The sequence below is a fragment of the Mycobacterium sp. genome, from assembly GCF_032159765.1.
Taxonomy (GTDB): domain Bacteria; phylum Actinomycetota; class Actinomycetes; order Mycobacteriales; family Mycobacteriaceae; genus Mycobacterium.
On the sequence record NZ_JAVHWM010000178.1, the window covers coordinates 142,090 to 167,658 of the forward strand.

Genomic DNA, 25,569 nt, shown 5'->3' on the forward strand with positions numbered 1-25,569 from the left:
CACTGATAGGCTCCGCCGCTAAGCAACGCAGCGATAGGGAGCAGGCGCCAGGATGGCAATCGCCGAAGACATCATCGGTACGCATTACCGCTACCCCGACTACTTCGCGGTCGACCGCGAGAAGATCCGCGAGTTCGCCCGCGCGGTGCAGGACGACCATCCCGCCCACTACACGGAGGAAGCCGCAGCCGAGCTGGGCTATCCGGCCTTGCTGGCGTCGCTGACGTTCCTCACCGTGGCGGGCCGCAAGGTGCAGCTGGAGATCTTCAAGAACTTCGACGTGCCGATCAACATGGAGCGGGTGCTGCACCGCGACCAGAAGATCAAGTTCCACCGGCCGGTCGTGGCCGGCGACAAGCTCTTCTTCGACTCGTACCTGGATTCGGTGATCGAGGCGCACGGCACGGTGGTCACCGAGATCCGCGGCGAGGTGACCGACGCCGACGGCGAACCGGTGCTCACCAGCATCGTCACCGTGATCGGCGAGGCGCAGTACGAAGACGAGACCGACGAGGTGGTCGCAGCGATCAAGGCCCGCCGCGACGCCTTCATCGCGAAGAGCCTGGGCAAAGCGTAACTAACCCAGGAACATGTTCCTGCGATTGGTCAGCAGCCGGTACAGCGTCTGCTGAATGGTTTCGCGCACCTGGTCGGTGAGCTCGAACGTGATCATTGGGTCTTCGGGTGCGTTGTCGTCGTAGTCGGTTGTCGGGATGGGCTCGCCGAACTCGATGTGCCACTTCGACGGCAGCGGGATCAGCCCGAGCGGACCCGCAAGCGGAAACAGCGGAGTGATCGGGAAATACGGCAATCCGAGCAGGCGCGCCAGCAACCGGACGTCCCCGATCATCGGGTAGATCTCCTCCGACCCGACGATCGAGCACGGGACAATCGGGGCCTTGGTCCGCAGCGCCGCCGACACGAAGCCGCCGCGACCGAACCGCTGCAGCTTGTAACGGTCCTTGAAGCGCTTGCCCAAGCCCTTGTAGCCCTCCGGGAAGACGGCGGTGAGCTCTCCCTTCGACAGAAGCCGATGTGCATCCGCCGTGCACGCCATCGTGTGGCCGGCTTTGCGCGCGGCCTGCCCAAGAAGCGCGTTGTCGAAGACCATGTCGGCCGCCAACAGTCTCAACACCCGATTGGTCGGATGCTTGTCGTGCACCGCGACAGACGTCATCAACCCGTCGAACGGCAGGACGCCGGCGTGGTTGGCCACCACCAGCGCCGGGCCGGTCTCCGGCAGGTTCTCGACGCCGGTGACCTCCACGCGGAACCACGAGGTGAACAACGTTCGCAGCACGGGCATCACGACTGCGTCGTTGAAGTGCGGGTCGAACCCGAATTCGTCGACGCTGTAGTCGCCGGTCAGCCGCCGCCTGAGAAATTCGGCGACGGCCCCGATGCGGCGGGCCGTGTCGTTGAGTTGCTCGGGTCCGGCAGGAGCACCGTCCGCGCTGGCGCGGTGCGCTCCGAGGTCGCTGACGACGGCCGCGATGTTCTCCGCGGAATCCACGCCACCCGGGCCGGCCATCACCGACGGATGTCGGCGGGAGGCCTCGGCACGCCCGGCACGTCGCTGCGCCTCGGCACTGCCCGGATTCCCATGCAGCGGAATCACTTTGGCCTTCGGTTCACCCGCCACGAGTTTCCCTTCCCCCGCCAGTATTCGAAAGTTGTTGAATTTCCCCGGCTTTAGCTGCCCCAACGCTGCGCAGCGGCGACGGCCCGGCTCTCCAATGAGCGTAGCCACCGCGGATCGATGATCGGAGCCAAATTGCGACCTCGGAAGTAGTCATCGAAGGCTTCGACCGTAGTCCACTTGGGGCTGTAGCCGAGTTCGACACGCATCCGAGTGGTGTCCATGACCCTGCCATAGCTCAAGTAGTTCAATTGCTCGCGATTTATCTCCGTGTAGTTATTCAGCCGACGAAGCGAATCCACCGCGAAAACGCCGAATCCGGGCACCGGCATTGGAACGCGGCCCGAACGCCGGACGGCTTGAGACATCATGATAACGCCGTCGGCACCGATGTTGAAAGTGCCAGACTTGCCTGCCTTCGTGGCTTGCTCGAGCGCTCCCAACGCGTCCTGCTCGTGCAGCAGCTGCAGCCGTGCGTCGCGGCCGAGCACCGTCGGCACGAACGGTCCGGCCAGATAGCGCGACAGCGCGGTGTCCATCGCCGGACCGATGAGGTTCGCCAGCCGCAGGATGGTCACCGTGATGTCAGGCCGGCGCCGGCCGAGCCCGCGGGCGTAGCCCTCAATGTCGAGGCTGTCCTGTGCGAAGCCCTTTCCGAGCGGCCGCCGGCTCGTGCAGTCCTCGGTGAACACCACGGGATCGTGGGCACTGGAGCCGTAGACCTCGGAGGTCGACTTCAACACCACCCTGCGCAGCGACGGCGCCTTCTGGCAGGCCGCGAACAGTTGCATCGCGCCCATCACGTTGAATTCCTTCAACGCGGCACGCCCGCCTGATCTCGGGGCGTAGGAAGCCGCGGCCGCGTGCACGACGGTGTCGACGTCGTTGTTGCGAATCACCTTCGCGATAAAAGGGTTTCGAATATCAGCACGGACGAACTCGGCACGGCCCATTCGGCGGAGAAGATCCTTGCTCGGCGCGATCGCGTCGACGGCGATGATCCGCTCGATCGACGCGTTCTGGGCCAGCCGGGCGGTGAGGAAGCCGCCGAGGAATCGGCAGGCGCCGGTGACGAGAACCACTCGGGGGTATTGGCCGGGTTCTACAGCCGATTCCATCATGACAGCCTAGCGAGCTGCACTGGGCGAGGCACCTCGACGAGATCCGCGCGACGGGTTACTTGCCAAGTTTTCTGCGCTGCACACGGGTGCGACGAAGCAGCTTGCGGTGCTTCTTCTTCGACATGCGCTTACGCCGTTTCTTGATGACTGAACCCATGAACTCCGTTACCTACCCATTGCCTTCGAAGTCGTCGAGTTCGACACTCGCCATAACGTCGAACTCGGCGTGACCCGGCCACCTTACAGGGGGCCGCGACCACCAGCGAAATTGCGGTGAGCGGTACGGCGTCAGCTGACGTCGAAGTACGACGTCTCCAGCATGTCGTGGACCGCCTTGGCATGCACGCGGAACGACCGCCCCACCCGCACCGCGGGCAGGTCGCCGTTGTGCACAAGGCGGTAGACCGTCATCTTGGAAACCCGCATCAAGCTGGCCACCTCGGCGACAGTGAGAAATTGAGCCCGTGCTGGTGCGACGTCAGAAGCGCCCGACTCCCGCTTGCTGTTCGCCGAATCCCGCCCCGACGGCCCGTTCGTAGACGTCATCGCAACCCAATCCTCCAGGCACGGCTGGGCCAGCGGCTTCCCCACCGCTGGCACGAACGCGTGCATACACCGAGGAGAATAGCGGTACAGTTGGGGTTACTGCGACGGGTGTTGGCTAATCAATTCAAAAATTGATGAACTACTCTGGTGTAATTCCCAGCTGGCCAGCGCGGTTTTTCGCGGCCGCCACGGCGGCGGCGACCGCCGCACGCAGGCCACCGCGTTCGAGCTCAGCCAGTCCGGCCGCTGTCGTGCCTGCAGGGGAAGTCACGGTCGCTCGCAATCGCGCAGGCGTGGTGTCGACGGTGCTGGGGTCCTTTGCTTCCTCGATGCGCTCCAAGAGCATCGCCGCCGACCCTGCCATCGTCTGCACCACGAGATCGGTCGCGACCGTGCGACTCAGCCCCGCCGCCACCGCGGCGTCGACGAGCGCCTCGACCATCAGGAAGAAATAGGCCGGCCCCGATCCGGACACGGCAGTGACCGCATCGAGGTGCGATTCGGAGACCGTCAGCACGCCGCCGACCGACTCGAACAGCGCAGCCACTTCCTTGAGTTGCTCGGCTGTGGCGAACCGGCCTTTGGCGATCGCGCTGACCCCCGCGCCGACCACCATCGGGGCATTGGGCATCACCCGGATGACGGGCGTGCCTGCCGACAGCTTGGTTTCGAAGAAGGCCGAGTCGACGCCGGCCACGACGGTGACGAAGACGTGCTCGACACTGTCGGCTTTGTCGCGGGCGACCGCAGTGGCGATTTCCTCGGTCACCGACTCCACATCCGACGGCTTGACCGCGACGATGACGAAGTCCGCGTTCTCCACGGCGTCGGAGACGTTCGCTACGCGCACCGAGTACGTGTCGGCCAAATAGCGGGCACGAGCAGCGACGCGCTCGACCAACACCATGTCCTTGCCCTGACGGCCCGACCGGAGGAGCCCCGCCAGCAGTGCCTCACCGATGTTGCCACCGCCGATGATCGCGATTCTGGACACGGCAGCAGCATGCCAGACGGCCGGCGGGCAGGAGCGGAGCGACCCGGGGATCAGTTGGTGCTCAATGATTTGGCACGAGTGCCAATTGCCGGGCCTGCACGACGATGCGGCCGGTGCTGTCCACGACGACGGCGTCCTCGTCGAACCATTCCTGCCCGATCTGCGTCGTCGTGGTCAGCACTCGGAGCCAGCCGTCCGCGGGTATGCCGCGCAGGTAGGCCGTGAGCTGAACGGTCGGCGCCCAGCCGCGGCGGCCGACCGCGAACGCGGTGGGGACCGATATGTCGCCGCACATCAGCGCGAACAGCACGTCGGTCGCCACCTCGCGCGGCCGCGCCCAATACTGGATCGCCGGCGGCCGCACGTCCGCGGCTGCGTCCGCACCGGGCACCGACGACATCAACGGCCTGATGTCGCAACCCGTCGAAAAATTGACTGTGCCGTGCTGCGCATGTCCCCGGCCAATTGGCTCGATGCCGGGTGGCGGTTCTGGATCCATCAGCGAGACAACGGGATTCACACTCAACAGCGGCGGCCGATTGTGTTCGGGCTCGCCAAGGGTGACAACGGCGTGAACCCCCGTTTTCCCACCGCCGATCAGCTCCACATCGACCACGCCGATCGTCCGGCCGCGCTTGCGGATGAAGGTCTCCAACCGCAGCTCGCCCGGACTCGGGGCCGACAAATAGTTCGCCGACACCGCGACCGGCTGGGCAGTCCCACCGTATGCCTCGCGGGCCGCCGCCCCGCACAACGACAGCATCACGCCGCCGTGCAGCTTCGGTCCGATCGTCCAGTGCTGGTTCAGCTCGGCCGAATACACGCCATCGCCAAGCGCGCGCAGCTTCATTGCGTCAGAGAACAACGGCGACTCAGCCATACCCGGTGGTTCCTTTGGTCAGCGCATCAGGTGAGTGCGCGCGAATTCCAACGATTGCTTCAGCAACGCCTCGCGGTCGCTCTCCGTGCGCGCCCCTGACGTAGTGATCTCAAGGATCACATGCCCGGCGAAGTCGCTTGCGGCAAGCATCTCGCAAATCTCGACCACCGGTTGTGATCCGCGGCCGGGAACCAGATGCTCGTCGACCGGGGCGCCCGAACCGTCGGTCAGGTGCAGGTGCGCCAGACCTGAGCCCATCCGGCGCGCCATGTCCAGCGCGTCGGAGCCCGCGGTTGCCGTGTGCGACAGGTCCAGCGTGTAGTGCGAGTGATTGCCTTCCAGAGGGTCGTACGACGGCGCGAACGCCGAGATCGCGGGGCCGGGTTTGCCGCCGCGCCGCTTCATCCGCTCGATGGAGGCCTGCTTGTCGCCGAGGAAGCGGTCGGCGCGAAACGGGAACATGTTCTCCACGGCGACAATCACGTCACCCTGCTGCTCGAGCCCGATGACCTGCTCGGCGAAGCCCTCGGCGTAGCGCCGCTGCCACCGGAACGGCGGATGGATGACGACGGTCTGTGCGCCCAGCCGCCGTGCAGCGCTCACGCTGCGGTCCAGCTTCGGGATCGGGTTGGCGCCCCACACGCGCTGCGAGATCAACAGGCACGGCGCGTGCACCGCCAGCACCGGCACGCCGTAGGCGCGCGACAGCCGTTTGATCGTGTCGATGTCCTGGCTGACAGATTCCGCCCAGATCATCAACTCGATGCCGTCGTAACCGAGCCGGGCCGCGTACTCAAACGCGGCCTCGATCTTCAACGGATAGACCGAGGCCGTGGACAGGCCGACTTTTATCGCTGGGCGCAACGGTGTCCTTTAGGGGCCGCTAGTTGGTGTGCAGCACCAACGGTCCCATGGTCACCAGCGCGCCGACGGCCACCGCGATCAGCGTGCTCGCGATGTCCTCGGTCTTGCGGACCACCCAGACTGCCGCGACCAACCCGAGGATGACGAGCACCGAGAGCACCAGAGCGACGATGGTGTTCCACTTCCACAGCTGGTCGAACGCGATGAACAACCCAGCGCCGAAGGCAACCGCGAGGATGGACTGCGCCACGACCAATGTGCCGCTGAGCATCCTCTGCGCGGGGCTGGGCGGCTCGGCATCGTCGTAATCCTCGACGGTGGAGCCTTTCGACCCCATACCCGACAGCGCGCCGAGGGTCACGGTGTCGCCGTCGGCGAACCGGTCCCGGTGCGGGGTCGGTCCTCCGAACAGCGGATCAGGCGTCGCGTGCAGGTACGACGGCACCTCGTCGTCGTCACGCTCGGTCGCAGTGCCGCTGTCGGCCTCCGCGGGCTCGTCGTCGACGTCTATCGCGTCTGGCGCCATCTCCTCGGCGGAGGCGAACCTGCCGTCGTCCAGGCGCAGGCGCGCGTCGTCGAACGGCTCGTCGGCACCCGCGGGGTCGAGTGACCCTTCTTCTTCGAGCGCGTCGGCCTCGTCGGCCGCCTCGTCCAACAGCTCGTCGGCGACGTCAGGACGACCGTCACCGTCGATCACGTCAGGTTCGATGGATGTGTCCGCCTCGGCTGCGCCGTTGACGTCGGCGCCGACGATAGGTATCTCGCCGGTCAGCTCGGCGACGGTGACCGCCTCGGTATTGCCCCGGCGAAGGCGACGACGCCCTCCCACCGGCGGCGCGCCGATGGTGCCGTTGCGCGCGAGCAGCTCGGCAACCGAGATCGGCCGAGTCTCGTCGTCGTGCGGTTCGGTCATTGCGCGTTGCCCGCACGTCGGCGCGAACTCGCGCGTTGAGGATCCTGCACCGAAGTCTCCACTGACGTCTTCACCAAGGCCGTTCCATCGGCCTCGCTGTCGAGTTTCCGCAGAATGAGGCCCTCTCGCAACGCCCACGGGCAAATGTCGAGAGTTTCTATCTCCAAGGCTTTCATGCTCGCCTCCGCCACCAGAGCTCCCGCCACGATCTGCGGCGCCCGCTCGGCGCTCACTCCTTCCAATTCTGCGCGGTCAGCAGCGGTCATCCGCGTGATGAACGCGATCAACTGCCGCAGCCCCGTCGCTGTCAGTGTCCTCTTCACCCGCGGTCCCGCGCCCGAGGGCGCCGCGCCGGTGAGACGGGCCAGGGACCGCACCGTCTTCGATGACGCTACCGCGAGATCCGGTGAACCCGACTTGAGCAGGGTACGGGCGGCGTCTGCCAGCTCGGTATCCAGCCAATCGCGCAGCATAGCGACCCGGCGCCGCCCGGGCGGATCGTCGGGCAGCCACTCGCGTGTCAGGCGGCCGGCACCCAGCGGCAGCGACATCGCCACGTCGGGCTCCTCGTCGACACCGCTCGAGAGCTCCAAGCTGCCGCCGCCGATGTCGATGTTGAGGATCCGGCCCGCGCTCCAGCCGTACCAGCGGCGTACCGCGAGAAAGGTCAGGCGTGCCTCGTCGACGCCACTGAGGACCTGCAGCGATACCCCGGTCTCGGCCTTCACACGGGCCAGCACGTCCTCCGAGTTCTTGGCGTCGCGAACGGCCGAGGTCGCGAACGCCATCAATCCGGCACACCCAGAGCTCGCGGCAATGGTGCCGAACTCGTCGATCGTCGTGATCAGCTTGTCGGCGCCCTTGCGGGTGAGCTTGCCGGAGTCGTCGATCGCCTCGGCTAGTCGCAACGAGGCCTTCGTGGAGCTCATCGGCGTCGGGTGGCCGCCACGGCGCGCGTCCACCACCAGAAGGTGGACGGTGTTGCTGCCGACGTCCAACACGCCCAATCGCACGTTATTCAACCTATCCGGTCTACCGTTGACTTTCGTGAGCAACACCCGTCGTTCTCCTCGCGTCCGCGACACGCACCCTGGAGAGGTCGAACTGGATTTTGCCCGCGAATGGGTGGAGTTCTACGACCCGGACAATCCGGAGCACCTCATCGCCGCGGACATGACGTGGCTGTTGTCCAACTGGACGTGTGTCTTCGGCACACCGGCGTGCAAAGGCACCGTCGAGGGACGACCCGACGACGGCTGCTGTTCGCACGGGGCGTTTTTGACAGACGCCGACGATCGAGCGCAGCTTGACGACGCGGTGAAGAAACTCTCCGACGACGACTGGCAGTTTCGCGACAAGGGCCTTGGCCGCAAAGGCTACCTCGAACGCGACGAGTACGACGGCGAAAAGTCCTGGCGCACACGCAAAGTCAAGGGCGCATGCATCTTCCTCAACCGGCCGGGATTCAAGGGCGGCATCGGGTGCGCGCTGCACAGCAAGGCGCTCAAGCTCGGGGTGGAGCCGCTGACCATGAAGCCGGAAGTGTGCTGGCAGTTGCCGATCCGGCGCAGCCAGGAGTGGCTGAAGCGACCGGACGGTTCCGAGATCCTCAAGACCACGCTCACCGAATACGACCGCCGCGGATGGGGAGAGGGCGGCGCCGACCTGCACTGGTACTGCACGGGCGATCCGGCCACGCACATCGGGGCGAAGCAGGTCTGGGAGTCGCTGGCCGCAGAGCTGACCGAGTTGCTGGGCGAGAAGGCGTATTCCGAGCTGGCCGCAATGTGCAAGCGCCGCAGGGGCTTAGGGCTCATCGCGATTCACCCGGCCACCCGGGCCGCCGAACGGCCGAACCCGTCCAGCTCCTCGCGTCCGCGGTGAACGACAAGCTGTTCCTGTTGCGGCTGCTGCCGCCGCGTGCTGACTTCGCGCAGACCATGACGCCCGGCGAGCAGGATGCGATGGAGCGTCACGCTGCGTATTGGCGGGAGTTGTTGCAAGCGGGTCGCGTGGTGGTCTACGGGCCGGTCGCCGACCCGGAGGGAGTGTGGGGTCTGGGTGTCGTGCGCGCGGGCAGCCAGGCCGCGGTGATCGAACTCGGCGAGCGCGATCCGGTGATCATCGCGGGGGTGGCGACGTTCGACGTCGCCGAGATTATGGGCGGCGTCACGGGATGATCCGCCTTGTCCAACGTGACAGCACGGCTTGCGGGCCCGCCGTCGCGGTGGTGGCCGGCTCGATTCTCGACGCGGACTACGGCACTGAGCTGGCGACCGGCAGCTGGTTCGCCGACGAGCAGGATCGCGTGCACGAGGCCGCCAACCGCGTGTGGCCGAAGTTTTGGGGGACGACGCCAGCAGGCATTGCACGCGCCTTCTCGGTGTTCGCGCCGTACCGGTGGCGGCTGTTCCGGGGCCTTTTCGGGGGCCGCCGCGACGATCTGGTCGACGTGATCATCTCGGTCGGTGCGGGCCTTCCCGTCGGGATGCTGATCGGCAACGTCATACCCCGGCACTGGATTCTGTTCGTCGAGGTCGTCGGAGACGAATTCCGCACCTACGAGCCGTCGTCCGGCGAGATGATCCTCGTGCCGTTCAGCTCTATCCGTAACTCGAAGCTCGACGCCGACGCGGCTGGGTTCTCGCATCCGTTCGCCTTCGTCCTTCCGCGTCGCCGCCCGGAGCTGCCGCATGGTGACACCACCCAGGCTCCCGAAGCTCCGCGAATCGCTCAGCTCACGCGACTAATGAGCTAACCCCCTGCCACGAGCGTGCGTGTCTGCAGGCGACACGCCGATTGATTGCACGACTTTGCGCACGCTCGCGATGCGGACTTGGCGGCTCCCGCCTGATGTCCTGCCGGTCATCTGCTGCCGCGAGCGTGCGCGAACTCCCCAAGTTTTACGGCGTGTCGGCCGCAGACACGCACGCTCGCGCAGGAAAGGAGTGGGCCGATAGCTAGCCTTCGAGCTTGTAGCCCAGCCCGCGCACCGTCACGAGGTGCACCGGATTGCCCGGGTCGGCCTCGATCTTGCTCCTCAGACGCTTGACGTGAACGTCCAGTGTCTTCGTGTCGCCGACATAGTCTGCGCCCCAGACGCGGTCGATCAGTTGACCGCGGGTGAGCACTCGGCCGCTGTTGCGCATGAGGTATTCGAGGAGGTCGAATTCCTTGAGCGGCAACGTGATCTGCTCTCCGTTCACCGAAACCACGTGGCGCTCAACGTCCATGCGCACGGGACCCGACTCCAGCACGCCGTCGCCGGCGCTCAGGTCGTCGGTGTCCGCGCCTCGGCGCAGCACCGCCCTGATCCGCGCGATCAACTCACGTGCGGAGTACGGCTTGGTGACGTAGTCGTCGGCGCCCAGTTCGAGCCCGACCACCTTGTCGATCTCACTGTCGCGCGCCGTCACCATGATCACCGGAACGCTTGATTTGGCCCGCAATTGCTTGCACACGTCGGTGCCGCTCATGCCAGGCAGCATGAGGTCGAGCAGCACGATATCGGCTCCCGCGCGGTCAAACTCGGCCAACGCTGTCGGCCCATCGGCGACCACCGTGGCCTCGAATCCCTCCTTGCGCAGGAGAAATGCCAATGGATCGGCCAGCGACTCCTCGTCTTCCACAATCAGCACACTGGTCAAGTCATTCTTCCTTTCCGCCTACTCGATGCCGGCTTCGCCATCGGTGCCGTCGTATGCCGGGATCGACAACGTGAACGTCGACCCCGTCCCCGGTTGACTCCACAGCCGGATCGTCCCGTTGTGGTTTGCCGCGATGTGCTTGACGATCGCCAAGCCCAGTCCGGTGCCCCCGGTCGCGCGTGACCGTGCCTTGTCGACCCGAAAGAACCGCTCGAACACCCGCTCCTGATGCTCCCTGGCGATGCCGATACCCCGGTCGGTCACGGCCATTTCGATGTTTCCGCCGCGCAGGCGCCTGCTGATGGTCACCGGCGAGCCCGGCGGTGAATAGGCGATCGCGTTCGACACGAGGTTGGCCAGCGCTGTGACCAACAGGGTCTGATCGCCATGTACCTTGTACCCGCTCGGCCGGTCAGTGGTGATCGCGATGTCGGCGTTGTCCGCGGCGACCTTGGATCGCGAAAGCGCCTCTCCCACAATGGTATCGACGTCCACGGCCTCCAGCTCGGGCAGCCGTTCGGCACCCTGCAGTCGTGACAGCTCAATCAGCTCGGTGACCATGTTGGCAAGCCGCTGTGACTCCAGGTGCATCTTCGCGCCGAATCGCTGCACCGTCTCGGGATCGTCGGCCGATTCCAGCAGCGCCTCGGCCAGCAGGCCCATCGCCCCGACTGGCGTCTTCAGTTCATGACTCACGTTGGCGACGAAGTCGCGACGGGTGGCCTCCATCCGCGCCACCTCGGAGTCGTCGAAGACATAGATCACCACGAACCGGCGGTCCTCCTCGGCCAGCACGCGGGACAACCCTCGCACCGAGAGGCCGGACCGGCCGGAAACGGACGGGCCTGGCGACAGGTCGAGGTCGACGTCCTCGCCACTGGTCAGGGTCCGCCGCGCGGCATCCCAGGCCCGGTCATCCAGCAACCTGTCACGCACGAGGCCCAACTCCTTGGCCCTGGCATTCATGAACACGACGTCGCGATGATTGTCGACGACCGCGACGCCGGTGGGAGCCAGCTCGATGATGCCCTGCAGCATCTGCGACACCGTCAGGCCGGACTGCTCGGCGGCGGCGAGCCGCCTGCGCTCGGCATTCCGCGCCGCCACACGGGCGCCGATCAGCAATCCGATGCCAAGCGCCAGCGCGGCCGCCACTGCGGCCACAAGGACCGCAGATGCAACAGTCACGCGAAAATCGTACGCATTCGGTGAACGTCACCCCAGCAGCGTGCGGCCAATTTGGGACATGTCACAGATGGCAGCAAAGGTGTTCGGCCCACGTTTACCCAACGTTTGCCGAAGCACCCTGGCTGGCGACCGCGGCAACACCCGCGGCGGCCGCATCGGGATCGAGGTATTCGCCACCGGCAACGAGTGGCCGCAAATGCTCGTCGAGGTCGTAGCGCAGGGGAATTCCGGTCGGGATGTTCAGCCCCACGACTTCCTCATCGGACATGTCGTCGAGGTACTTCACGAGTGCCCGCAGCGAATTGCCGTGCGCGGCGATCAGCACGGTCTTGCCCAGCCGGAGGTCGGGCACGATCACGTCGGTGTAGTAGGGCAGGAACCGGACCACGACGTCGGCCAGGCATTCGGTGAGCGGACCTCCGTCGATGTTGACGTAACGAGGGTCGGCGTCCTGGCTGAACTTGCTGCCCCGTTCGATGGGCGGCGGCGGCGTGTCGTAACTGCGCCGCCACTTCATGAACTGTTCCTCGCCGTACTTCTCCTTGGTCTCGGCCTTGTTGAGCCCTTGCAGCGCTCCGTAGTGGCGCTCGTTGAGCCGCCAGCTGCGTTCGACCGGAATCCACAGTCGGTCGGCGGCGCTCAGCGCGAGATCCGCCGTGGTGATGGCCCGGCGCAGCAGCGAGGTGTAGAGCACGTCGGGAAGAAGGTTGTGCTCGGCGATCAACTCACCGCCGCGGACCGCCTCGGCGCGGCCTTTCTCGGAGAGGTCCACATCCACCCAGCCGGTGAACAAATTCAGTGCGTTCCACTCGCTTTCGCCGTGGCGCAGCAGCACGAGCGTGCCGACATTTCCCATGTCGGACAGTCTCTCACGCCTTCAAGGGGTCAGCCGAGCGGTCGTCGTCGTCGTCATCGTCATCGTCATCGTCATCGATCAGATGCGCGAACGCCTCGAGGTTCTTCAACGATTCGCCGCGCGACACCCGCCATGCCCACTCCCGGCGGATCGACGTGGAGAAGCCCAATTCCAGCAGGGTGTTGAAGTCTTCGTCGACGGCCTCGAGGACCTGCCCGAGCACGCGATCGATCTCGTCGGCGGTCACCGACGACAGGGCCATCCGCCCGACGAGGTAGATATCGCCAACGTTGTCCAGCGTGTAGGAGACACCGTAGAGCCTGCGATTGCGCTTGAGCATGAAGCGGTACACGCCTTCGTGGTTCTCGTCGGGCTTGCGGCACACGAACGCCTCTACCCGCACCGAGTGCTCGCCGATGGTCAGGATGGTGTTGGTCTTGAGCTTGCGCTCGCCGGGGAGTTCGACGACCACACCTGCCGGTCCGCCACGGGCGCCCTCGTGATGGGAGTACGTCAGCGATCGTTCGACGAGTGCGGCCTCGATGATTTCCTGCGTATTCACCGCGCGTGAGCCGCCAGACTCATGTCCGCACCCCGCGCCGCGCCGTCCATCTCCGGCCGCTGCGCCGCCCGCGCACGAGAATCGGGCTGCGACGATGCGCCGCGCTGTAACCGGCGATCGCGTGACCGTAGGACGCCAGCAGCGCGTCGACGGTTCGGCCCCAAGAGAATTGGGCGGCGTGCACGACTGCGGCCCGGCTCATCTGCGGCCCCGTCCGTTGCAGCGTCGCCTCGATCGTCTTCGCCCAGTCGTCGACGTCGTGGCCTGCCACCAGCGCGCCGCTGACCCCGTCGCGCACCGCCACCGGCAGCCCGCCCACCGCGGCCGCGATCACGGGCGTGCCGCACGCCTGCGCCTCAATCGCGACGAGACCGAAAGATTCCGAGTAGCTCGGCACGGCAACGAGATCCGCGGCACGATAGACAGTGGCGATCTCGGTACGCGGCAGCGGTGGCAGGAAGCTCACCCGCGCACTGATTCCCAGCTCTGCCGCGAGACGCATGAGGGTGTCGGGCGCCGCGAGCCCGGTACCCGAGGGCCCGCCGGCCACCAGCACGCGCAGCCGCGGAAACCGGTCGGTCAGCGTGGCAGCCGCACGCAGCAGGATGTCCGGGGCCTTCAGCGGCTGAATCCGGCCGACGAACGCCACCACTTGTTCGTCTGTGTCGAGTCCAAGCGCTCGGCGCGCGACGGCCTGATCACCAGGCGAGAACACCTGCAGATCGACGCCCGGGTGCACCACATCGATGCGGGCCGGATCGGCGTGGTGGAATGAAATGAGTTGCCGCGCTTCATCTTCGGTGTTAACGATCAGTCGATCGGCCTCGTCGATCACTTGCTGCTCGCCGATCGCGCGCATCGGCGGCTCGGGCGCGTCACCGTCAGCGAGCGCAGCATTTTTCACCGCAGCCAGCGTGTGCGCCGTGTGCACGAGTGGTACCGCCCAGCGATCACGGGCGAGCCAGCCGACCTGCCCGGACAGCCAATAGTGCGAATGCACGATGTCGTAATAGCCGGGCTCGTGGTTGGCCTCGGCCCGTAGGACACCGGCGGTGAACGCGCACAGCTGGGTGGGAAGGTCGTTCTTGTCGAGGCCCTCGAACGGGCCGGCGATGACGTTTCGCACCAGCACTGAAGGCGCGACCCGCACAGTAGGCGGATCGCTCGACGCGGTTGCGCGGGTGAAGATCTCCACCTCGACTCCCCGGGCGGCCATCGTCAGCGCGGTCTGCAGCACGTAGACGTTCATGCCACCGGCGTCGCCGGTGCCCGGCTGGGCCAGCGGGGACGTGTGCACCGAGAGCACAGCGACGCGGCCGGGAAGGTCAGGGCTCACATGCCATGTCTACCCGAAACCGCGATCGACCTATTCCCGTGACACCCTCATGCCGGTATGCCGGGTCGCCGCGACGCCCGGCGCATCGCCCCGATCGGGTCGGCGTACAAGCCGCCCAGCGACACCACTCCGGCCCCGACCTCCTGCACACGGTTCCCGAACGCGGTGAGCCGAATGTCGCGCGGTGGCAGCGTCGCACTCTCGGTGTAGGCGGCCTCGAGGTCAGCCATGCCCTCGGGATAGTCGGTGAACGCCTGACCGCCGACCACGAGGTCGTCAGGATTGAGCACGTCGCGCAGCAGGGCGATCGCGGACCCGAGGACGCGGGCCCGCTCGGCGAGCAGCTCACGGGCGGGCGCGCTGCCCTCCCGCGCCGCGCGCACCACCATGGTCGTCGTCGCCGAGTCATCTGGCACGATCCTCATTCGCCGCGCCCCTGCTACCACCGCTTCGTCGCTGACCGTCGACTCGAGCCGGCCGGAGCCGCCCAGCAGCGTCGACTGCACGGCCAGCCCGGCGATGGTGCCCGGCCCGCTGGCTGGGCTGTGCACGCGACCGCCGATCACGAGCGCGTACCCGACGGTCTCCCGGGCGTAGACGTAGAGGCTGGTTGACGAGGCCGCCGAAAACCGCCTCATGCCGAGAAGCAGTTCGGCGCCAGCCATCGCGTCGACGTGCACGGCCACCGACGCGGGCAACCCGAGCGCCTCGGCGAGCACGGCGCCGACAGGCGCTTCAGACCAGCCCAGCCGCGGGTGATCGACCGTGCCCGACGCGCTGTCGACGATGCCGCCGATGGCCACGCCGACCCAGAGCGGGCGACGACGGTGCCAGCGACTCAGATAGCGCCGTGAACTGGCCGCCAGGGCCGAGAGCGCGGCCGCCTGGCCCGTCTGCGGAGTCGGCATCTCGACGGCGTCGAGCGTGCGGCCGAACAAGTCGCTGGCCACGATGCTGGTGGTGCGTGCCCCGATGTGCAGGCCAAGCGTCAGGTACGGCTGGTCGTTGACTTCGACGGGCACTCGGGGCCGCCCAATCGCCCCCGTGGCGGCCAAGTCGGGCCTTTCGCGCAGCAGTCCGGCGTCGAGCAAGGCGGTCACCTGCCGGTTGACCGTGGCGGGCGAGAGCGCGGTGACCCGGGCAATGGCGTCGCGGGCGATCGGCCCACGCATCCGCGCGGCACCGAACACCGAGGCGCCGGCGCCCTCGGGAAGCCCCAGCACCGGCGCGACGACGTGCTGGCGGTTCAGGAGAATGGTGGATCGCATATCGGGTGTCCTTCTGGAGTCGGTTGGCGGGTTCGGGCCGCTCCGACAGGTCAGTCAGGCGCGGCGAAAACCGGGGCGACAACACAGGTCGCCCACGCAGAACCCGACGCGCACCTCAAAGAACACGGCAAGAACTTAGCACGGCTTCTCGTCATTCTTCGCGCCGAGTGTGCAGTCACGGCGCCGAACGCACACTCGTCGGCGGCTAGGTTGGGGATATGAGCACAGCGCACCGCCGCGTCGCCGTGATCACCGGCGCCAGTTCCGGTATCGGCGAAGCCACCGCCAAAGCCCTTGCCCAGCAAGGGTTTCACGTCGTTGCCGTAGCCCGTCGCGCCGATCGGATCCAGGCACTGGCCGATGAGATCGGCGGAACCGCGATCGTGGCCGACGTCACCGACGGCGCCGCGGTGGACGCGTTGGCGGCCCAACTGGACCGGGTCGACGTGCTGGTGAACAACGCCGGCGGCGCCAAAGGTATGGCGCCGGTTGCCGACGCCGACCTCGAGCACTGGCGCTGGATGTGGGAGACGAACGTCATAGGCACGCTGCGGGTGACGCGCGCGCTGTTGCCGAAGCTGATCGACTCCGGCGACGGGCTCATCGTCACCGTCACATCTGTCGCGGCGCTGGAAACGTACGACAACGGCGCCGGCTACACGTCGGCCAAGCATGGGCAGGGCGCGCTGCACCGCACGCTTCGCGGTGAGCTGCTCGGCCAGCCGGTCCGCCTGACCGAGATTGCGCCGGGCGCGGTCGAGACGGAGTTCTCGTTGGTGCGCTTCGACGGCGATCAGGACCGGGCCGACGCCGTGTATTCGGGCATCACTCCGTTGGTTGCCGAGGATGTCGCCGAGGTGATCGGGTTTGTCGCGTCACGCCCCTCGCACGTCAACCTCGACCTGATCGTGCTCAAGCCACGCGACCAGGCCAACGCTTCCCGGTTCAGCCGCCGGGACGACCGCTGACCGGCTGAGGGGCGTCTGTCGGTGTGACGGGCGCGGTGCTGGGGATGCCGGACGGCGGCGCCACGTTCGCCGGCTTGATCGCCGACATCCCCCGCCAGGAATCCCAGTCCACGGCCCAGTCCCAGAGGTCGCCGTCGGCATAGGACAGCTGGATCGACGTGCCGGTGACCTCGACGGGGTCGCCGTACATCGCGCTGCTGAAGTACTGCTGGGCATTTTCCAGATTCAGGTTGATGCAGCCGTTGGTAACGTTCGTATTGCCCTGGGCGCCAATGCTATTGGGGTTGCAGTGGATGAACTCGCCGTTGTTGGAGATCCGCACGGCGAAGCGCTCGTGGACGTTCGCGTAGCCGGCGGCCGGGTTGCTCATGTAGAAATCCGCGTACTTCTCGGTGACGACGTGCGTGCCGCTGCGGGTGATGTTGCGCGGCAGGTCGCCCTCGCCGTAGCTGCAGGCGAAGTCCATGATGACGCCCGCGTCGGTTTCCACCTGAATGCGGTGCGACTGGGCATTCGCCTTCACGATCTGGCGGCGCCCGATCGTGAAGTTCAGCGTCAGGTCCTGGGCACCGTAGTTGCCGTCGCCGAAGTCGGTGCCGTAGAGCTTGGCGTCGACGCGCACGGTGGTTCCAGGCTGGTAGTAGTCCTTGGTCCGCCAGTGCGCGCGCGAGCCCCCGACCTCGTCGGGCAGCCACGCCCAGCAGCCTTCAGTGGGCGGCTCGGTGATGACGTTGAGCGCGCGCTCGACGGCGGCCTTGTTGGAGATCGCCGCGCTGAACTGCATGATGATCGGCGCCGCGATGCCCACGGTCTGCCCGTCGGCGAGCTGGAACTGTCCGTCGACGGTGTTGTTGGGCTTGACGGTGCTGAACCCGCCACTGACCGGAACGGCCAACCCGTCGCGGCCGACCACGGAACCATTCCATTTGTAGGTGGCGTCGTAGCCGAGGGGTTCGGTGACCACGAACGCGGTGCGGTCCTGGCTGAGCGTTCCTGCCACTACCCTGCCTTCGGCGTTCGTCAGCGACACCCGCTGGAACCAGCCGTCACGCACCTCCGCGCCGATCGGTGACGTCGGTATGACATCCGTCGCGGCATCGCCGGGGCGCAGGTTCACAGCGGCCTTGGGGGCGGGCTGGGGTGCGGGACCCTGTTGGCCGGACTTCGTCACGCACGACGCCAGCGCACCGGGCGCGACGACCCCCACCGCGAGCGCGGTGAGCGCTCTGCGGCGGGTCAATCGCGGCAGGCCGTCAGCGGGTATCACGTCCATCAAGGGTACGGACGGCGACGCCCGCCCGCTAAATCGCCACGCCCACCAGCACCGGCTCGGGAACGAGCGTGATACCGAACCTGTCGCGGACGCCGTCGCGCACGGTACGTGCCAACGCGACAACGTCGGTCGCGGTCGCGGGCCCCCGGTTCGTGATCGCCAGCGCGTGCTTTGTCGACAGCCGCGCGGGCGCACCGAGCCCGGGGAACCCTTTCCCGAAACCCGCCTTTTCGACCAGCCAGCCGGCAGCGAGCTTGATGTCGCCCGCTTCCGGGAAGTGCGGCACCCGTTCGTCGCAATTGCCTTGCAGCCGTTCGTAATCTGCGGTCGCTACCACAGGATTGGTGAAGAACGACCCGACGCTCCAGGTGTCGTGGTCGTCGTCGTCGAGCACCATGCCCTTGCGTGTGCGCAGGGCTAGCACCGCGTCGCGGACACGGGCCGGATCCGTGCGGTCCCCTTCGTCGGCCCCGAGCGCGTCGATCAGCTCGCGGTAGCGCAGCGGTGCGCTGCGCCCCGACGCGTCGAGCCCGAACTCGACCTCCAGCACGACAGAGGTTCGTGTGTCCTTCAGCACACTGTGCCGATAGCCGAATCCCAGTGCGTGCGGCTCCACCCAGCGATCCTCGCCGCTGCGGCGGTCCAGCAGACGCACCCGCGTGATGAGGTCGGCGACTTCGACGCCGTATGCGCCGACGTTCTGCACGGGAGTTGCTCCCGTGGAGCCCGGAATACCGGACAGGCATTCCAGGCCGCCGAGCCCATGCCGCAGCGACGCAGCAACGACGTCGTCCCAGTTCGCGCCGGCCTCCGCGCGCAGCAGGTGGCCGTCGACGACGACTTTCCCAGTCGCCAGCCGGACGACCGTCAGATCGGTCAGTTCGTCGGCGATCACCACGTTGGACCCGCCGGCCAGCACCAGCGCCTGCCCCGGCTCGGCATCGACCGCACGTACTGCCGCGACCACCTGATCCGTTGTGCCACAGGTGATCACACGGCGTGCTCTAGGTCCGACGCGAAGGGTGGTCAGCGGCGCGACCGCAACGTCGTACGCCACGCTCGCGCCGCCGAATCCCGCAGGGGCCACGGCCGGTAACGGTAGCCTGGCCTGCTATGCCGCGTTCATTCGACTTGTCGGCCGACTATTCCGGCTCCGTCGAACAAGTCCACTCGGCGTTCGCCGACAAAGCGTATTGGCAGGCGCGCCTGGCCGACTCAGGCGTCGACAGCGCGTCATTGGATTCGATCGCCGTCGATGGCGACGGCAGCGTCGCGGTGGTGACGACGCAGCGCCTGCGCTCCGATCGCCTGCCGGGGGTGGTCCGTCAGTTCCATCACGGTGACCTGGAGATCGTGCGGCACGAGAAGTGGACGCCCGTGACCGACGGCGCCGCGCGCGCCGAGGTCGGCGGCGAGGTGCGCGGCGCGCCCGTCTCGCTCTCCGGCAGCGCCGTGCTGGCGCCCGCGAACGCCGGTTCCCGGCTGCAGATCACGGTGTCGGTCGACGTCGACGTTCCCCTCGTGGGAGGCAAGCTCGAGGACTTCATCGGCACCCACCTGAACGACCTCATCGCCGCAGAGCAGCGGTTCACCACGAAGTGGATCGCCGAGCACCACTAGGCTCGCCCCATGCGCATCGCGCTCGCCCAAGTTCGATCCGGCACAGACCCCACCGCGAACCTCGAATTCGTGGCCGACGGCGCACGGCAAGCCGCCGACGCTGGCGCGTCGCTTGTGGTGTTCCCCGAGGCCACCATGTGCCGGTTCGGTGTTCCGCTCGCGCCCGTGGCCGAGCCCGTTGACGGACCGTGGGCGTCTGCGGTGCGATCGATCGCCGCGAACGCCGGCGTGGTCGTCGTCGCCGGGATGTTCGTGCCCAGCCCAGACGGGCGGGTCACCAACACGTTGATCGCGACGGGTCCCGGCGTGGACACCCACTACGACAAGATCCATCTGTATGACGCGTTCGGGTTCACCGAGTCCCGCAATGTCGCCCCTGGCCATGAACCCGTCGTGATCGAAGTAGATGGCGTCGTGATCGGCCTGACGACGTGCTACGACGTCCGGTTTCCTGCCCTGTACACCGAGCTGGCCGACCGGGGCGCACAGGTGATGACAGTCAGCGCGTCGTGGGGCTCCGGGCCCGGCAAGCTCGACCAATGGACCCTGCTGGCGAGGGCGCGGGCGATCGATTCCACCAGCTTCGTCGCCGCGGCCGGTCAGGCCTACCCCGGCGACGAGCTGGCCGCCGCCCTCGGGGCGCCGATGGGCGTCGGCGGCAGCCTGGTTGCCTCGCCGCTGGGCGAGGTGGTCGCCCAGGCCGGCGCAGAGCCGGGACTTGTGGTGGCCGACATCGACCTCGCCGCCGTGACCGCTGCACGTGACACGCTCGCTGTGCTCCGCAACCGCTCAGCGATCCCTCACCTTGATAAGGCAGAATCGCGCGGATGACGAATCCGCGAGGGCCGCAGGACAACGACCCGAGGACCTGGGCGCGCCCTCCGGGCCCCGGTCAGCCGCCGGCGCAGCCCCCTGCCCGGCCAGGCCCGCCGCCTCCGGGCGGGGAGGGGTCCACTCAGCGCATTCCAAGGCCGGGCAGCCCGATGGACCAGCCGACACAGCACATTCCGACGTCCAGGCCCGCCGAACCCCCGACGCAGAGAATCCCGACCCAAGGCGTGCCGCCGCAGTCGGCGCCCTCCGGGCCGCCACCACCGCCGTCAGGTCCGCCGACAGCAGACGAGGCCGCCGAGAAGCCGGCCAAACGGCCCCTGCGGCGCGATCCGGTGTCGATCGCGCTCATCGTCGTGATCGCGCTCGCCCTCATCGCCGCGGGACTTGCCGGCGGCGAGTGGTATGCCCGAGACCGCGCGGCAACCGTGGTGGGCGAGGCCATCAAATGCGTGGCAAAAGACGACGCCAGCGACGTGTCGTTTGCGCTCACGCCGCCATTTCTCTGGCAGCACATGACCGGCGACTACAGGGGCATCCGGATCGTCACCGCTGGTGACAACATCCGTGAGGCCAAGGGGATGAAGGCCGATATCTCCATCGCCGATGTCCGCCTCGACGGCGGAAAGAACGGAGCCGGCACGATCGGTGCCATCGACGCGACGATCACCTGGCCGAACAGCGGCATCAAAGCCACTGCCCAACAGGTCCCGTTGGTCGGAAGCATCGTGACCGACGTCACCACCAGCTCCGCGGACGGCACGATCAAACTGTCAGGCCCGCTCGGCAGCATCGTCGCTAAGCCGGAGGTCACCAACCACGATCTCAAGGTGAATATGGTCAGCCTCAACGCATTGGGCCTGCCGTTCCCCCCTGAGGCGGTGCAGTCGTTCCTCGGCGGCATCACCGATCGGCTCGCCGAGAACTACCCGCTCAACGTCAAGCCCGACTCCATTCAGGTGACGGATGACGGTGTGGTGGCGCGCTTTTCGAGCGCAGGTGCCGACTTCCCGGCGCACGACACCGATCCCTGCTTCGCGAATCTATAACCCGTCGAGCACATTTCGGGTTCCTGACAGCCCGAGCCGGGTGGCGCCCGCGTTCACCATCGCGCACGCCGCCTCGGCGGTACGGATGCCGCCGCTGGCCTTGACCCCGATTCGGTGTCCCACCGCACCCGCCATCAGCTCAACGGCGTGGGTGGACGCGCCTCCGCTGGGGTGAAATCCCGTGGAGGTCTTGACGAAATCCGCGCCCGCGTCTTCGGCGCATCTGCACGCGTCCAGCAGGGTCGGTTCACTCCCCAGGCTCAACAACGCCGCCGACTCGACGATCACCTTCAACACCACGTCCGGCACGGCCGCACGGACGCCGGCGATGTCGTCGCGCACCGCCGCGAAGTCCCCTGCGAGTGCGGCTCCCACGTCGATGACCATGTCGACCTCGCCTGCACCCGCGGCCACCGCGAGGGCGGCTTCTGAGGCTTTGACCTCGGTGAGGTGCTTACCTGACGGGAAGCCCACCACCGACGCGACGATCGGCCCGCCCGTGGGCAACTCGGCGACGGCCACTGCCACCATGGACGGCGACACGCATACCGCGTAGGTGCCGAGCGCAACCGCCTCGCCCACCAACGCGACGACGTCAGCGGCCGTCGCTTCGGGCTTCAGGAGTGTGTGGTCGACGAGCTTGGCCAGCCCGGCGCGCGAGAGCATCAGAACGGTTCGTCGATGTTGCCGGGATTGCAGTGCGATTCCAGCATCTTGTCGGAGCTCACCACGGGCCGGAATGGCTCGAGGTTCCAGCTCGTCTTGCCTGGCGCGCCGAATTCCGCCAGCTGCCAATGGCACACGAACTGCTCTCGCATGCCCGGAAGGTTCGCGTCGGGTGCGTCGGCAAGCACCTCTGCCCACGCCTCGTTGGGGCTGGTGAAGTCGGTGCTGGCCTCACGTCCGGCCGGCGTCGGATACACCCGCAGGCTGGACAAATCGGCCCAGTGCACCCACACCGCGTGGTCGATGTACGGCGGCGGCGGCGCGTCCGCCCTCGCCGGGGCGGCAGCCGCCATGGTCATCGCCACTGCGGCAACCGCCGTCGCGGTCATCAAGCCCAGTCTCATGGAGCTATCGCGACTTTCCCTGAATTTCAAGGAGTTTCGGCCGCACATCGACAAGGTAGATACCTGCGGCGCACGCCCCGATGATCGGGCCCATGATGTTGAGACCGAAGCTCATCAGCGCCGTCGCGCTCAGCAGACCCGCGACGCCGAGGATGATCAGCCACAACGGCTTCGTCAGCTTGCCGATAGCCGTGTAGGCATCGCTGCGCTGCAACGAAGCGTGGATGAAGGCGTAGACCACCATGGCGAGAATGGCGATCGCCAAAACAATCAGGACGATACCCGCCAGGTCAGGGAGCCTCACGGCTCCAAGCCTATAGCGGGTACCGTCCCGATCGCCGAATTGGTCTGCCCCGGACAGGGCTCCCAGGTGGGAACACCTGCCGGGGCAGACTCGTGATTACTTCTGGGTGACCTTCTTGGCCGGAGCCTTCTTGGCCGGGGCCTTCTTGGCGGTGGCCGTCTTGGCCGTGGTGGCCTTTTTCACGGCCTTCTTGGTCGGCGCCGCCTTCTTGGCGGAACCCACCTTCTTCGGCGCGTCCCGACCGATCAGCGCCGCAGCGCGCTCACCGACCGCGCGGGTCTGGCTCGCGACGTTGCCCAGCGCTTCCTGGGTCAGCTCGACGGTCTCGCTGAACCGCTTCTCGGCCTGCGCCCGGCGCTCTTCGAACCCCGGCTGGTTGCGCAGCCTCTCGAGGGCGGCCTCGCCACGCTCAATAAGGGTGTTGTAGAGCTCGGTGGCCTGCTCGCGGTAGCCCTCGGCAGCCCGACGCAGCTCGTCGCCACTCAGCCGGCCGCGAAGCTCCTGCGCGCGCTCCTGCGCAAGCTCCGGCAGGTCCTGCAGCTTGGCGATCCGTCCGCGGGTCTCCTCGACCGCCTCGGTGGCGTCGGTGCGGGCCTCTTCGGCACGCTCGCGAAGCGCGGCGACGATCTCGTTGACACGCTCCAGCGCCAGGTCGGCGGCGCCGACTGCGGCAAACAACGGAGCCTTCAGGTCATCGACAGTCGGGTTCTGGTTCTTCTTCTTGTTAGCCATGAATTTGATTCCTTTCGATCTTCTGGCACATCTGCTTATTGAATTGCGGTGGATTCTGGACAGTCAGGCAGTTGACGACTCCTCACGGGCAGCTTCGTTCTGTTGGCAGAACGAGGAGTAGATGTCGAGCAGAACCTGCTTCTGCCGCTCGGTGATCGCCGTGTCGTTGACGATCGCGTGTCGAACCGCACTGGGCTCACCAGGCTCGAGGATTCCGGCCTGGATGTAGAGCACCTCAGCAGAAACCCGCAGTGCCTTGGCGAGCTGGTTGAGCACCTCGGCGGAGGGTTTACGCAATCCGCGCTCGATCTGGCTGAGATACGGGTTGCTGACACCGGCCTTTTCGGCCAATTGCCGTACCGACACCTGGGCCGCTACACGCTGCGCCCTTATGAAGCTGCCGATATCCTGGGCGGCATTGCTGACCACCGCGGCGATGTCACCAACGGCGCTTTCGGCCTCTGTGACGTCGCCAGAGGTCTGGTCGACCTCTTGTGGATGCATCGTTTACCACCTCGATGGACGGGTATCAGTACGTACGACCCAAGCCTAAGAGGTAGTGCTAGCTTTTGCAAGCAGTGTGTTAGCACTTTCTTAAAATAGCAGCTGAGCGACGGTATAGATCACCAAACCGGCCAGTGAGCCGATGACGGTGCCGTTGATCCGGATGAACTGCAGATCCCGTCCCACGTACAACTCGATGCGGCGGCTGCCCTCGTCGGCGTCCCACCGCTCGATGGTTTCAGTGATGATCGCGGTGATCTCAACGCCGTATTCGGCCACGACGTGCTTGGCGCCCCGAACGATCCAATTGTCGACTTTGTCCCTGAGATCGGCGTCGTCGCGCAGCGATTCCCCGATGTGCATGACCGACTCGGCGATCCGGGTGCGCAGCGCACTGGACGGGTCGTCGACCGATTCGAGAATCATCCGCTTGAGCGCCGACCACGCGGTCTCCGCGGCGCGGGTGACCTCGTCGCGGGCCATGATCTGGTCCTTGACTGCCTCGGCTTTGGCGATCGTGGCGTCGTCGTGCTGCAGATCGTCGGCGAACTCGAACAGGAACTTGTTCGCCGACCGGCGCAGCTCGTGATCGGGGTTGCGGCGAACTTTGTCGGTGAAGTCCATCAGCTCACGGTGGATACGGTCGCCGAGGAGGTGATCGACCCAACGCGGCGACCAACTGGGCGAGTCGCGCTCAACCACGCGCCGGATGACCTCGCCGGCGTTCAGCGACCATTCGAACGCACGGTCGGCCAGCAGCTGAAGCAGTGCTTCCTGACGGTTCTCCGCGAGCAGCGTGCCGAGCACCCGGCCCACCGGCGGGCCCCATTTCGGCTCGGCGAGGCGCTTGATGATCATCCGGTCGAAGACATGCTGCACGTCCTCGTCGCGCAGCATCTCGACACCCACGCGCAGCACGCTTGACGCTTCGCCGGCCACCCGGGTGGCATGGTCGCGGTCAGCGAGCCACTTCCCCATCCGGCTGGCGATCTGCGCGTCGCGGACCTTCGTCTCCACAACTTCGGGCGAGAGGAAGTTCTCCCGGACGAAGGTGCCCAGGCCCTCGCCGAGCTGGTCCTTCTTGCGCTTGATGATCGCGGTGTGCGGGATCGGGATGCCCAGCGGATGCTTGAACAGAGCGGTCACGGCAAACCAGTCGGCGAGCGCACCCACCATGCCCGCCTCGGCGGCAGCCGCGATGTAGCCGACCCACGCTGCGGCACCCTGGCTCTGCGCGTACCGGCAGATCAGGAACAGCACCGTCGCGCCCACCAGGAAGCCCGTCGCGACCACCTTCATCCGCCGCAGCTGGCTGCGGCGCTGAGCGTCGCCGCTCGTGTCGACCGCGAACATGCTGCTCACGCCGGATGTGGTCCGGTCGGGCTCGATCGCGCGGTGCGTCAC

The 25,569-nt window shown here is 66.9% G+C and carries 31 protein-coding genes; 8 read left to right on the plus strand and 23 right to left on the minus strand.

The features are described from left to right. The first annotated feature begins 52 nt into the window (after positions 1-52). Positions 53-577, plus strand: a complete 525-nt coding sequence (locus QOH60_RS22555) for an FAS1-like dehydratase domain-containing protein (protein ID WP_526424084.1) — start codon at positions 53-55, stop codon at positions 575-577. On the opposite strand, the gene QOH60_RS22560 is transcribed toward QOH60_RS22555, so the two are convergent. The 9 genes from QOH60_RS22560 to QOH60_RS22600 form a co-directional block, all read right to left on the minus strand. Further along, complete coding sequence (locus QOH60_RS22560) at positions 578-1,642, minus strand: lysophospholipid acyltransferase family protein (protein ID WP_526424085.1); 1,065 nt, start codon at positions 1,640-1,642, stop codon at positions 578-580. A 50-nt stretch (positions 1,643-1,692) separates the two neighbouring features. Then, entirely contained in the window at positions 1,693-2,757 is a 1,065-nt protein-coding gene (locus tag QOH60_RS22565; protein WP_526424086.1) for an SDR family oxidoreductase, read from the minus strand. 58 nt (positions 2,758-2,815) lie between these two features. Next, on the minus strand, positions 2,816-2,917 hold the full coding sequence (locus tag QOH60_RS22570) for a 30S ribosomal protein bS22 (RefSeq protein ID WP_003402602.1): 102 nt from the start codon (positions 2,915-2,917) through the stop codon (positions 2,816-2,818). Between the two features lie 131 nt (positions 2,918-3,048). Next, positions 3,049-3,306 (minus strand): helix-turn-helix domain-containing protein, encoded by a 258-nt coding sequence (locus QOH60_RS22575; protein ID WP_526424161.1) that lies wholly within the window; start codon positions 3,304-3,306, stop codon positions 3,049-3,051. Positions 3,307-3,445: 139 nt separating this feature from the next. After that, positions 3,446-4,300 carry a pyrroline-5-carboxylate reductase gene (gene proC, locus QOH60_RS22580; protein ID WP_526424087.1) on the minus strand — a complete coding sequence of 285 codons (855 nt, stop codon included), beginning with the start codon at positions 4,298-4,300 and terminating at the stop codon, positions 3,446-3,448. A 61-nt stretch (positions 4,301-4,361) separates the two neighbouring features. Beyond that, complete coding sequence (locus QOH60_RS22585; RefSeq protein ID WP_526424088.1) at positions 4,362-5,180, minus strand: acyl-CoA thioesterase; 819 nt, start codon at positions 5,178-5,180, stop codon at positions 4,362-4,364. An 18-nt stretch (positions 5,181-5,198) separates the two neighbouring features. After that, positions 5,199-6,044 (minus strand): sugar phosphate isomerase/epimerase family protein, encoded by an 846-nt coding sequence (locus QOH60_RS22590; RefSeq protein ID WP_526424089.1) that lies wholly within the window; start codon positions 6,042-6,044, stop codon positions 5,199-5,201. A gap of 19 nt (positions 6,045-6,063) precedes the next feature. Then, positions 6,064-6,957, minus strand: a complete 894-nt coding sequence (locus QOH60_RS22595; protein ID WP_526424090.1) for an Rv0497 family membrane protein — start codon at positions 6,955-6,957, stop codon at positions 6,064-6,066. Beyond that, positions 6,954-7,970 (minus strand): Ppx/GppA family phosphatase, encoded by a 1,017-nt coding sequence (locus QOH60_RS22600; protein ID WP_526424091.1) that lies wholly within the window; start codon positions 7,968-7,970, stop codon positions 6,954-6,956. The genes QOH60_RS22595 and QOH60_RS22600 overlap by 4 nt, the downstream gene beginning before the upstream one ends. A gap of 34 nt (positions 7,971-8,004) precedes the next feature. Here QOH60_RS22600 and QOH60_RS22605 point away from each other — a divergent pair, with 34 nt between their 5' ends. Genes QOH60_RS22605 through QOH60_RS22615 form a run of 3 tightly spaced genes read left to right on the plus strand, consistent with a single transcriptional unit; the run spans position 8,005 to position 9,715 of the window. Beyond that, positions 8,005-8,841: a DUF3109 family protein gene (locus tag QOH60_RS22605; RefSeq protein WP_526424092.1), complete on the plus strand. Its 837-nt coding sequence runs from the start codon at positions 8,005-8,007 to the stop codon at positions 8,839-8,841. An 8-nt stretch (positions 8,842-8,849) separates the two neighbouring features. Then, positions 8,850-9,137, plus strand: a complete 288-nt coding sequence (locus QOH60_RS22610; protein WP_526424162.1) for a YciI family protein — start codon at positions 8,850-8,852, stop codon at positions 9,135-9,137. Further along, positions 9,134-9,715, plus strand: a complete 582-nt coding sequence (locus QOH60_RS22615) for a hypothetical protein (RefSeq protein WP_526424093.1) — start codon at positions 9,134-9,136, stop codon at positions 9,713-9,715. The genes QOH60_RS22610 and QOH60_RS22615 overlap by 4 nt, the downstream gene beginning before the upstream one ends. Before the next feature lie 202 nt (positions 9,716-9,917). Here QOH60_RS22615 and regX read toward each other — a convergent pair whose 3' ends face one another. The 6 genes from regX to QOH60_RS22645 form a co-directional block, all read right to left on the minus strand. Continuing rightward, positions 9,918-10,604, minus strand: coding sequence for a two-component sensory transduction protein RegX (regX, locus tag QOH60_RS22620; RefSeq protein WP_526424094.1), 687 nt, complete (start codon positions 10,602-10,604; stop codon positions 9,918-9,920). Between the two features lie 18 nt (positions 10,605-10,622). Then, positions 10,623-11,792, minus strand: coding sequence for a sensor histidine kinase (locus tag QOH60_RS22625; RefSeq protein WP_526424095.1), 1,170 nt, complete (start codon positions 11,790-11,792; stop codon positions 10,623-10,625). A gap of 94 nt (positions 11,793-11,886) precedes the next feature. Next, positions 11,887-12,648 (minus strand): phosphoglyceromutase, encoded by a 762-nt coding sequence (locus tag QOH60_RS22630; protein ID WP_526424096.1) that lies wholly within the window; start codon positions 12,646-12,648, stop codon positions 11,887-11,889. 13 nt (positions 12,649-12,661) lie between these two features. Continuing rightward, positions 12,662-13,210, minus strand: a complete 549-nt coding sequence (locus QOH60_RS22635) for a YbjN domain-containing protein (protein ID WP_526424097.1) — start codon at positions 13,208-13,210, stop codon at positions 12,662-12,664. 19 nt (positions 13,211-13,229) lie between these two features. Further along, positions 13,230-14,546: a D-inositol-3-phosphate glycosyltransferase gene (mshA, locus tag QOH60_RS22640; RefSeq protein ID WP_526424098.1), complete on the minus strand. Its 1,317-nt coding sequence runs from the start codon at positions 14,544-14,546 to the stop codon at positions 13,230-13,232. Positions 14,547-14,593: 47 nt separating this feature from the next. Then, entirely contained in the window at positions 14,594-15,814 is a 1,221-nt protein-coding gene (locus QOH60_RS22645) for an ROK family protein (RefSeq protein ID WP_526424099.1), read from the minus strand. Between the two features lie 218 nt (positions 15,815-16,032). Here QOH60_RS22645 and QOH60_RS22650 point away from each other — a divergent pair, with 218 nt between their 5' ends. Further along, positions 16,033-16,782 (plus strand): SDR family oxidoreductase, encoded by a 750-nt coding sequence (locus QOH60_RS22650; RefSeq protein ID WP_526424100.1) that lies wholly within the window; start codon positions 16,033-16,035, stop codon positions 16,780-16,782. Here QOH60_RS22650 and QOH60_RS22655 read toward each other — a convergent pair. Continuing rightward, a complete protein-coding gene (locus tag QOH60_RS22655) occupies positions 16,760-18,049 on the minus strand; it encodes an Ig-like domain-containing protein (RefSeq protein WP_526424101.1) in 1,290 nt (429 codons plus the stop codon). The two genes, QOH60_RS22650 and QOH60_RS22655, sit on opposite strands and share 23 nt — an antisense overlap. Positions 18,050-18,083: 34 nt before the next feature. Beyond that, positions 18,084-19,142, minus strand: coding sequence for a UDP-N-acetylmuramate dehydrogenase (locus QOH60_RS22660; protein ID WP_526424102.1), 1,059 nt, complete (start codon positions 19,140-19,142; stop codon positions 18,084-18,086). A 26-nt stretch (positions 19,143-19,168) separates the two neighbouring features. Here QOH60_RS22660 and QOH60_RS22665 point away from each other — a divergent pair, with 26 nt between their 5' ends. The 3 genes from QOH60_RS22665 to QOH60_RS22675 are packed head-to-tail and all read left to right on the plus strand — an operon-like array spanning position 19,169 to position 21,555. Beyond that, entirely contained in the window at positions 19,169-19,675 is a 507-nt protein-coding gene (locus QOH60_RS22665) for a DUF2505 family protein (protein ID WP_526424103.1), read from the plus strand. A gap of 9 nt (positions 19,676-19,684) precedes the next feature. Continuing rightward, entirely contained in the window at positions 19,685-20,506 is an 822-nt protein-coding gene (locus tag QOH60_RS22670) for a carbon-nitrogen hydrolase family protein (RefSeq protein ID WP_526424104.1), read from the plus strand. Then, on the plus strand, positions 20,503-21,555 hold the full coding sequence (locus QOH60_RS22675; RefSeq protein WP_526424105.1) for an LmeA family phospholipid-binding protein: 1,053 nt from the start codon (positions 20,503-20,505) through the stop codon (positions 21,553-21,555). The genes QOH60_RS22670 and QOH60_RS22675 overlap by 4 nt, the downstream gene beginning before the upstream one ends. Here the strand turns inward: QOH60_RS22675 and deoC are convergent. From deoC to QOH60_RS22705, 6 genes are all read right to left on the minus strand, one after another. Further along, positions 21,550-22,221, minus strand: a complete 672-nt coding sequence (gene deoC / locus QOH60_RS22680) for a deoxyribose-phosphate aldolase (RefSeq protein WP_526424106.1) — start codon at positions 22,219-22,221, stop codon at positions 21,550-21,552. The two genes, QOH60_RS22675 and deoC, sit on opposite strands and share 6 nt — an antisense overlap. Continuing rightward, positions 22,221-22,610, minus strand: a complete 390-nt coding sequence (locus QOH60_RS22685) for a DUF2599 domain-containing protein (protein ID WP_526424107.1) — start codon at positions 22,608-22,610, stop codon at positions 22,221-22,223. The genes deoC and QOH60_RS22685 overlap by 1 nt, the downstream gene beginning before the upstream one ends. 19 nt (positions 22,611-22,629) lie before the next feature. Continuing rightward, entirely contained in the window at positions 22,630-22,929 is a 300-nt protein-coding gene (locus QOH60_RS22690; RefSeq protein WP_526424108.1) for a DUF2516 family protein, read from the minus strand. 96 nt (positions 22,930-23,025) lie between these two features. Then, positions 23,026-23,661 (minus strand): heparin-binding hemagglutinin, encoded by a 636-nt coding sequence (locus tag QOH60_RS22695; RefSeq protein ID WP_526424109.1) that lies wholly within the window; start codon positions 23,659-23,661, stop codon positions 23,026-23,028. 63 nt (positions 23,662-23,724) lie between these two features. Then, positions 23,725-24,165, minus strand: coding sequence for a helix-turn-helix domain-containing protein (locus QOH60_RS22700; protein ID WP_526424110.1), 441 nt, complete (start codon positions 24,163-24,165; stop codon positions 23,725-23,727). Between the two features lie 90 nt (positions 24,166-24,255). Continuing rightward, complete coding sequence (locus QOH60_RS22705; RefSeq protein ID WP_526424163.1) at positions 24,256-25,518, minus strand: DUF445 domain-containing protein; 1,263 nt, start codon at positions 25,516-25,518, stop codon at positions 24,256-24,258. Between the last annotated feature and the right edge of the window lie 51 nt (positions 25,519-25,569).

Bases quoted from the DNA above. Each gene is read 5' to 3' on its own strand.
- QOH60_RS22555 (WP_526424084.1), top strand. From the start codon at position 53: ATGGCAATCGCCGAAGACATCATCGGTACGCATTACCGCTACCCCGAC.
- QOH60_RS22565 (WP_526424086.1), bottom strand. From the start codon at position 2,757: ATGGAATCGGCTGTAGAACCCGGCCAATACCCCCGAGTGGTTCTCGTC.
- QOH60_RS22570 (WP_003402602.1), bottom strand. From the start codon at position 2,917: ATGGGTTCAGTCATCAAGAAACGGCGTAAGCGCATGTCGAAGAAGAAG.
- QOH60_RS22575 (WP_526424161.1), bottom strand. From the start codon at position 3,306: ATGACGTCTACGAACGGGCCGTCGGGGCGGGATTCGGCGAACAGCAAG.
- QOH60_RS22585 (WP_526424088.1), bottom strand. From the start codon at position 5,180: ATGGCTGAGTCGCCGTTGTTCTCTGACGCAATGAAGCTGCGCGCGCTT.
- QOH60_RS22595 (WP_526424090.1), bottom strand. From the start codon at position 6,957: ATGACCGAACCGCACGACGACGAGACTCGGCCGATCTCGGTTGCCGAG.
- QOH60_RS22615 (WP_526424093.1), top strand. From the start codon at position 9,134: ATGATCCGCCTTGTCCAACGTGACAGCACGGCTTGCGGGCCCGCCGTC.
- QOH60_RS22630 (WP_526424096.1), bottom strand. From the start codon at position 12,648: ATGGGAAATGTCGGCACGCTCGTGCTGCTGCGCCACGGCGAAAGCGAG.
- QOH60_RS22645 (WP_526424099.1), bottom strand. From the start codon at position 15,814: ATGCGATCCACCATTCTCCTGAACCGCCAGCACGTCGTCGCGCCGGTG.
- QOH60_RS22650 (WP_526424100.1), top strand. From the start codon at position 16,033: ATGAGCACAGCGCACCGCCGCGTCGCCGTGATCACCGGCGCCAGTTCC.
- QOH60_RS22665 (WP_526424103.1), top strand. From the start codon at position 19,169: ATGCCGCGTTCATTCGACTTGTCGGCCGACTATTCCGGCTCCGTCGAA.
- QOH60_RS22670 (WP_526424104.1), top strand. From the start codon at position 19,685: ATGCGCATCGCGCTCGCCCAAGTTCGATCCGGCACAGACCCCACCGCG.
- QOH60_RS22675 (WP_526424105.1), top strand. From the start codon at position 20,503: ATGACGAATCCGCGAGGGCCGCAGGACAACGACCCGAGGACCTGGGCG.
- deoC (WP_526424106.1), bottom strand. From the start codon at position 22,221: ATGCTCTCGCGCGCCGGGCTGGCCAAGCTCGTCGACCACACACTCCTG.
- QOH60_RS22685 (WP_526424107.1), bottom strand. From the start codon at position 22,610: ATGACCGCGACGGCGGTTGCCGCAGTGGCGATGACCATGGCGGCTGCC.
- QOH60_RS22695 (WP_526424109.1), bottom strand. From the start codon at position 23,661: ATGGCTAACAAGAAGAAGAACCAGAACCCGACTGTCGATGACCTGAAG.
- QOH60_RS22700 (WP_526424110.1), bottom strand. From the start codon at position 24,165: ATGCATCCACAAGAGGTCGACCAGACCTCTGGCGACGTCACAGAGGCC.
- QOH60_RS22705 (WP_526424163.1), bottom strand. From the start codon at position 25,518: ATGTTCGCGGTCGACACGAGCGGCGACGCTCAGCGCCGCAGCCAGCTG.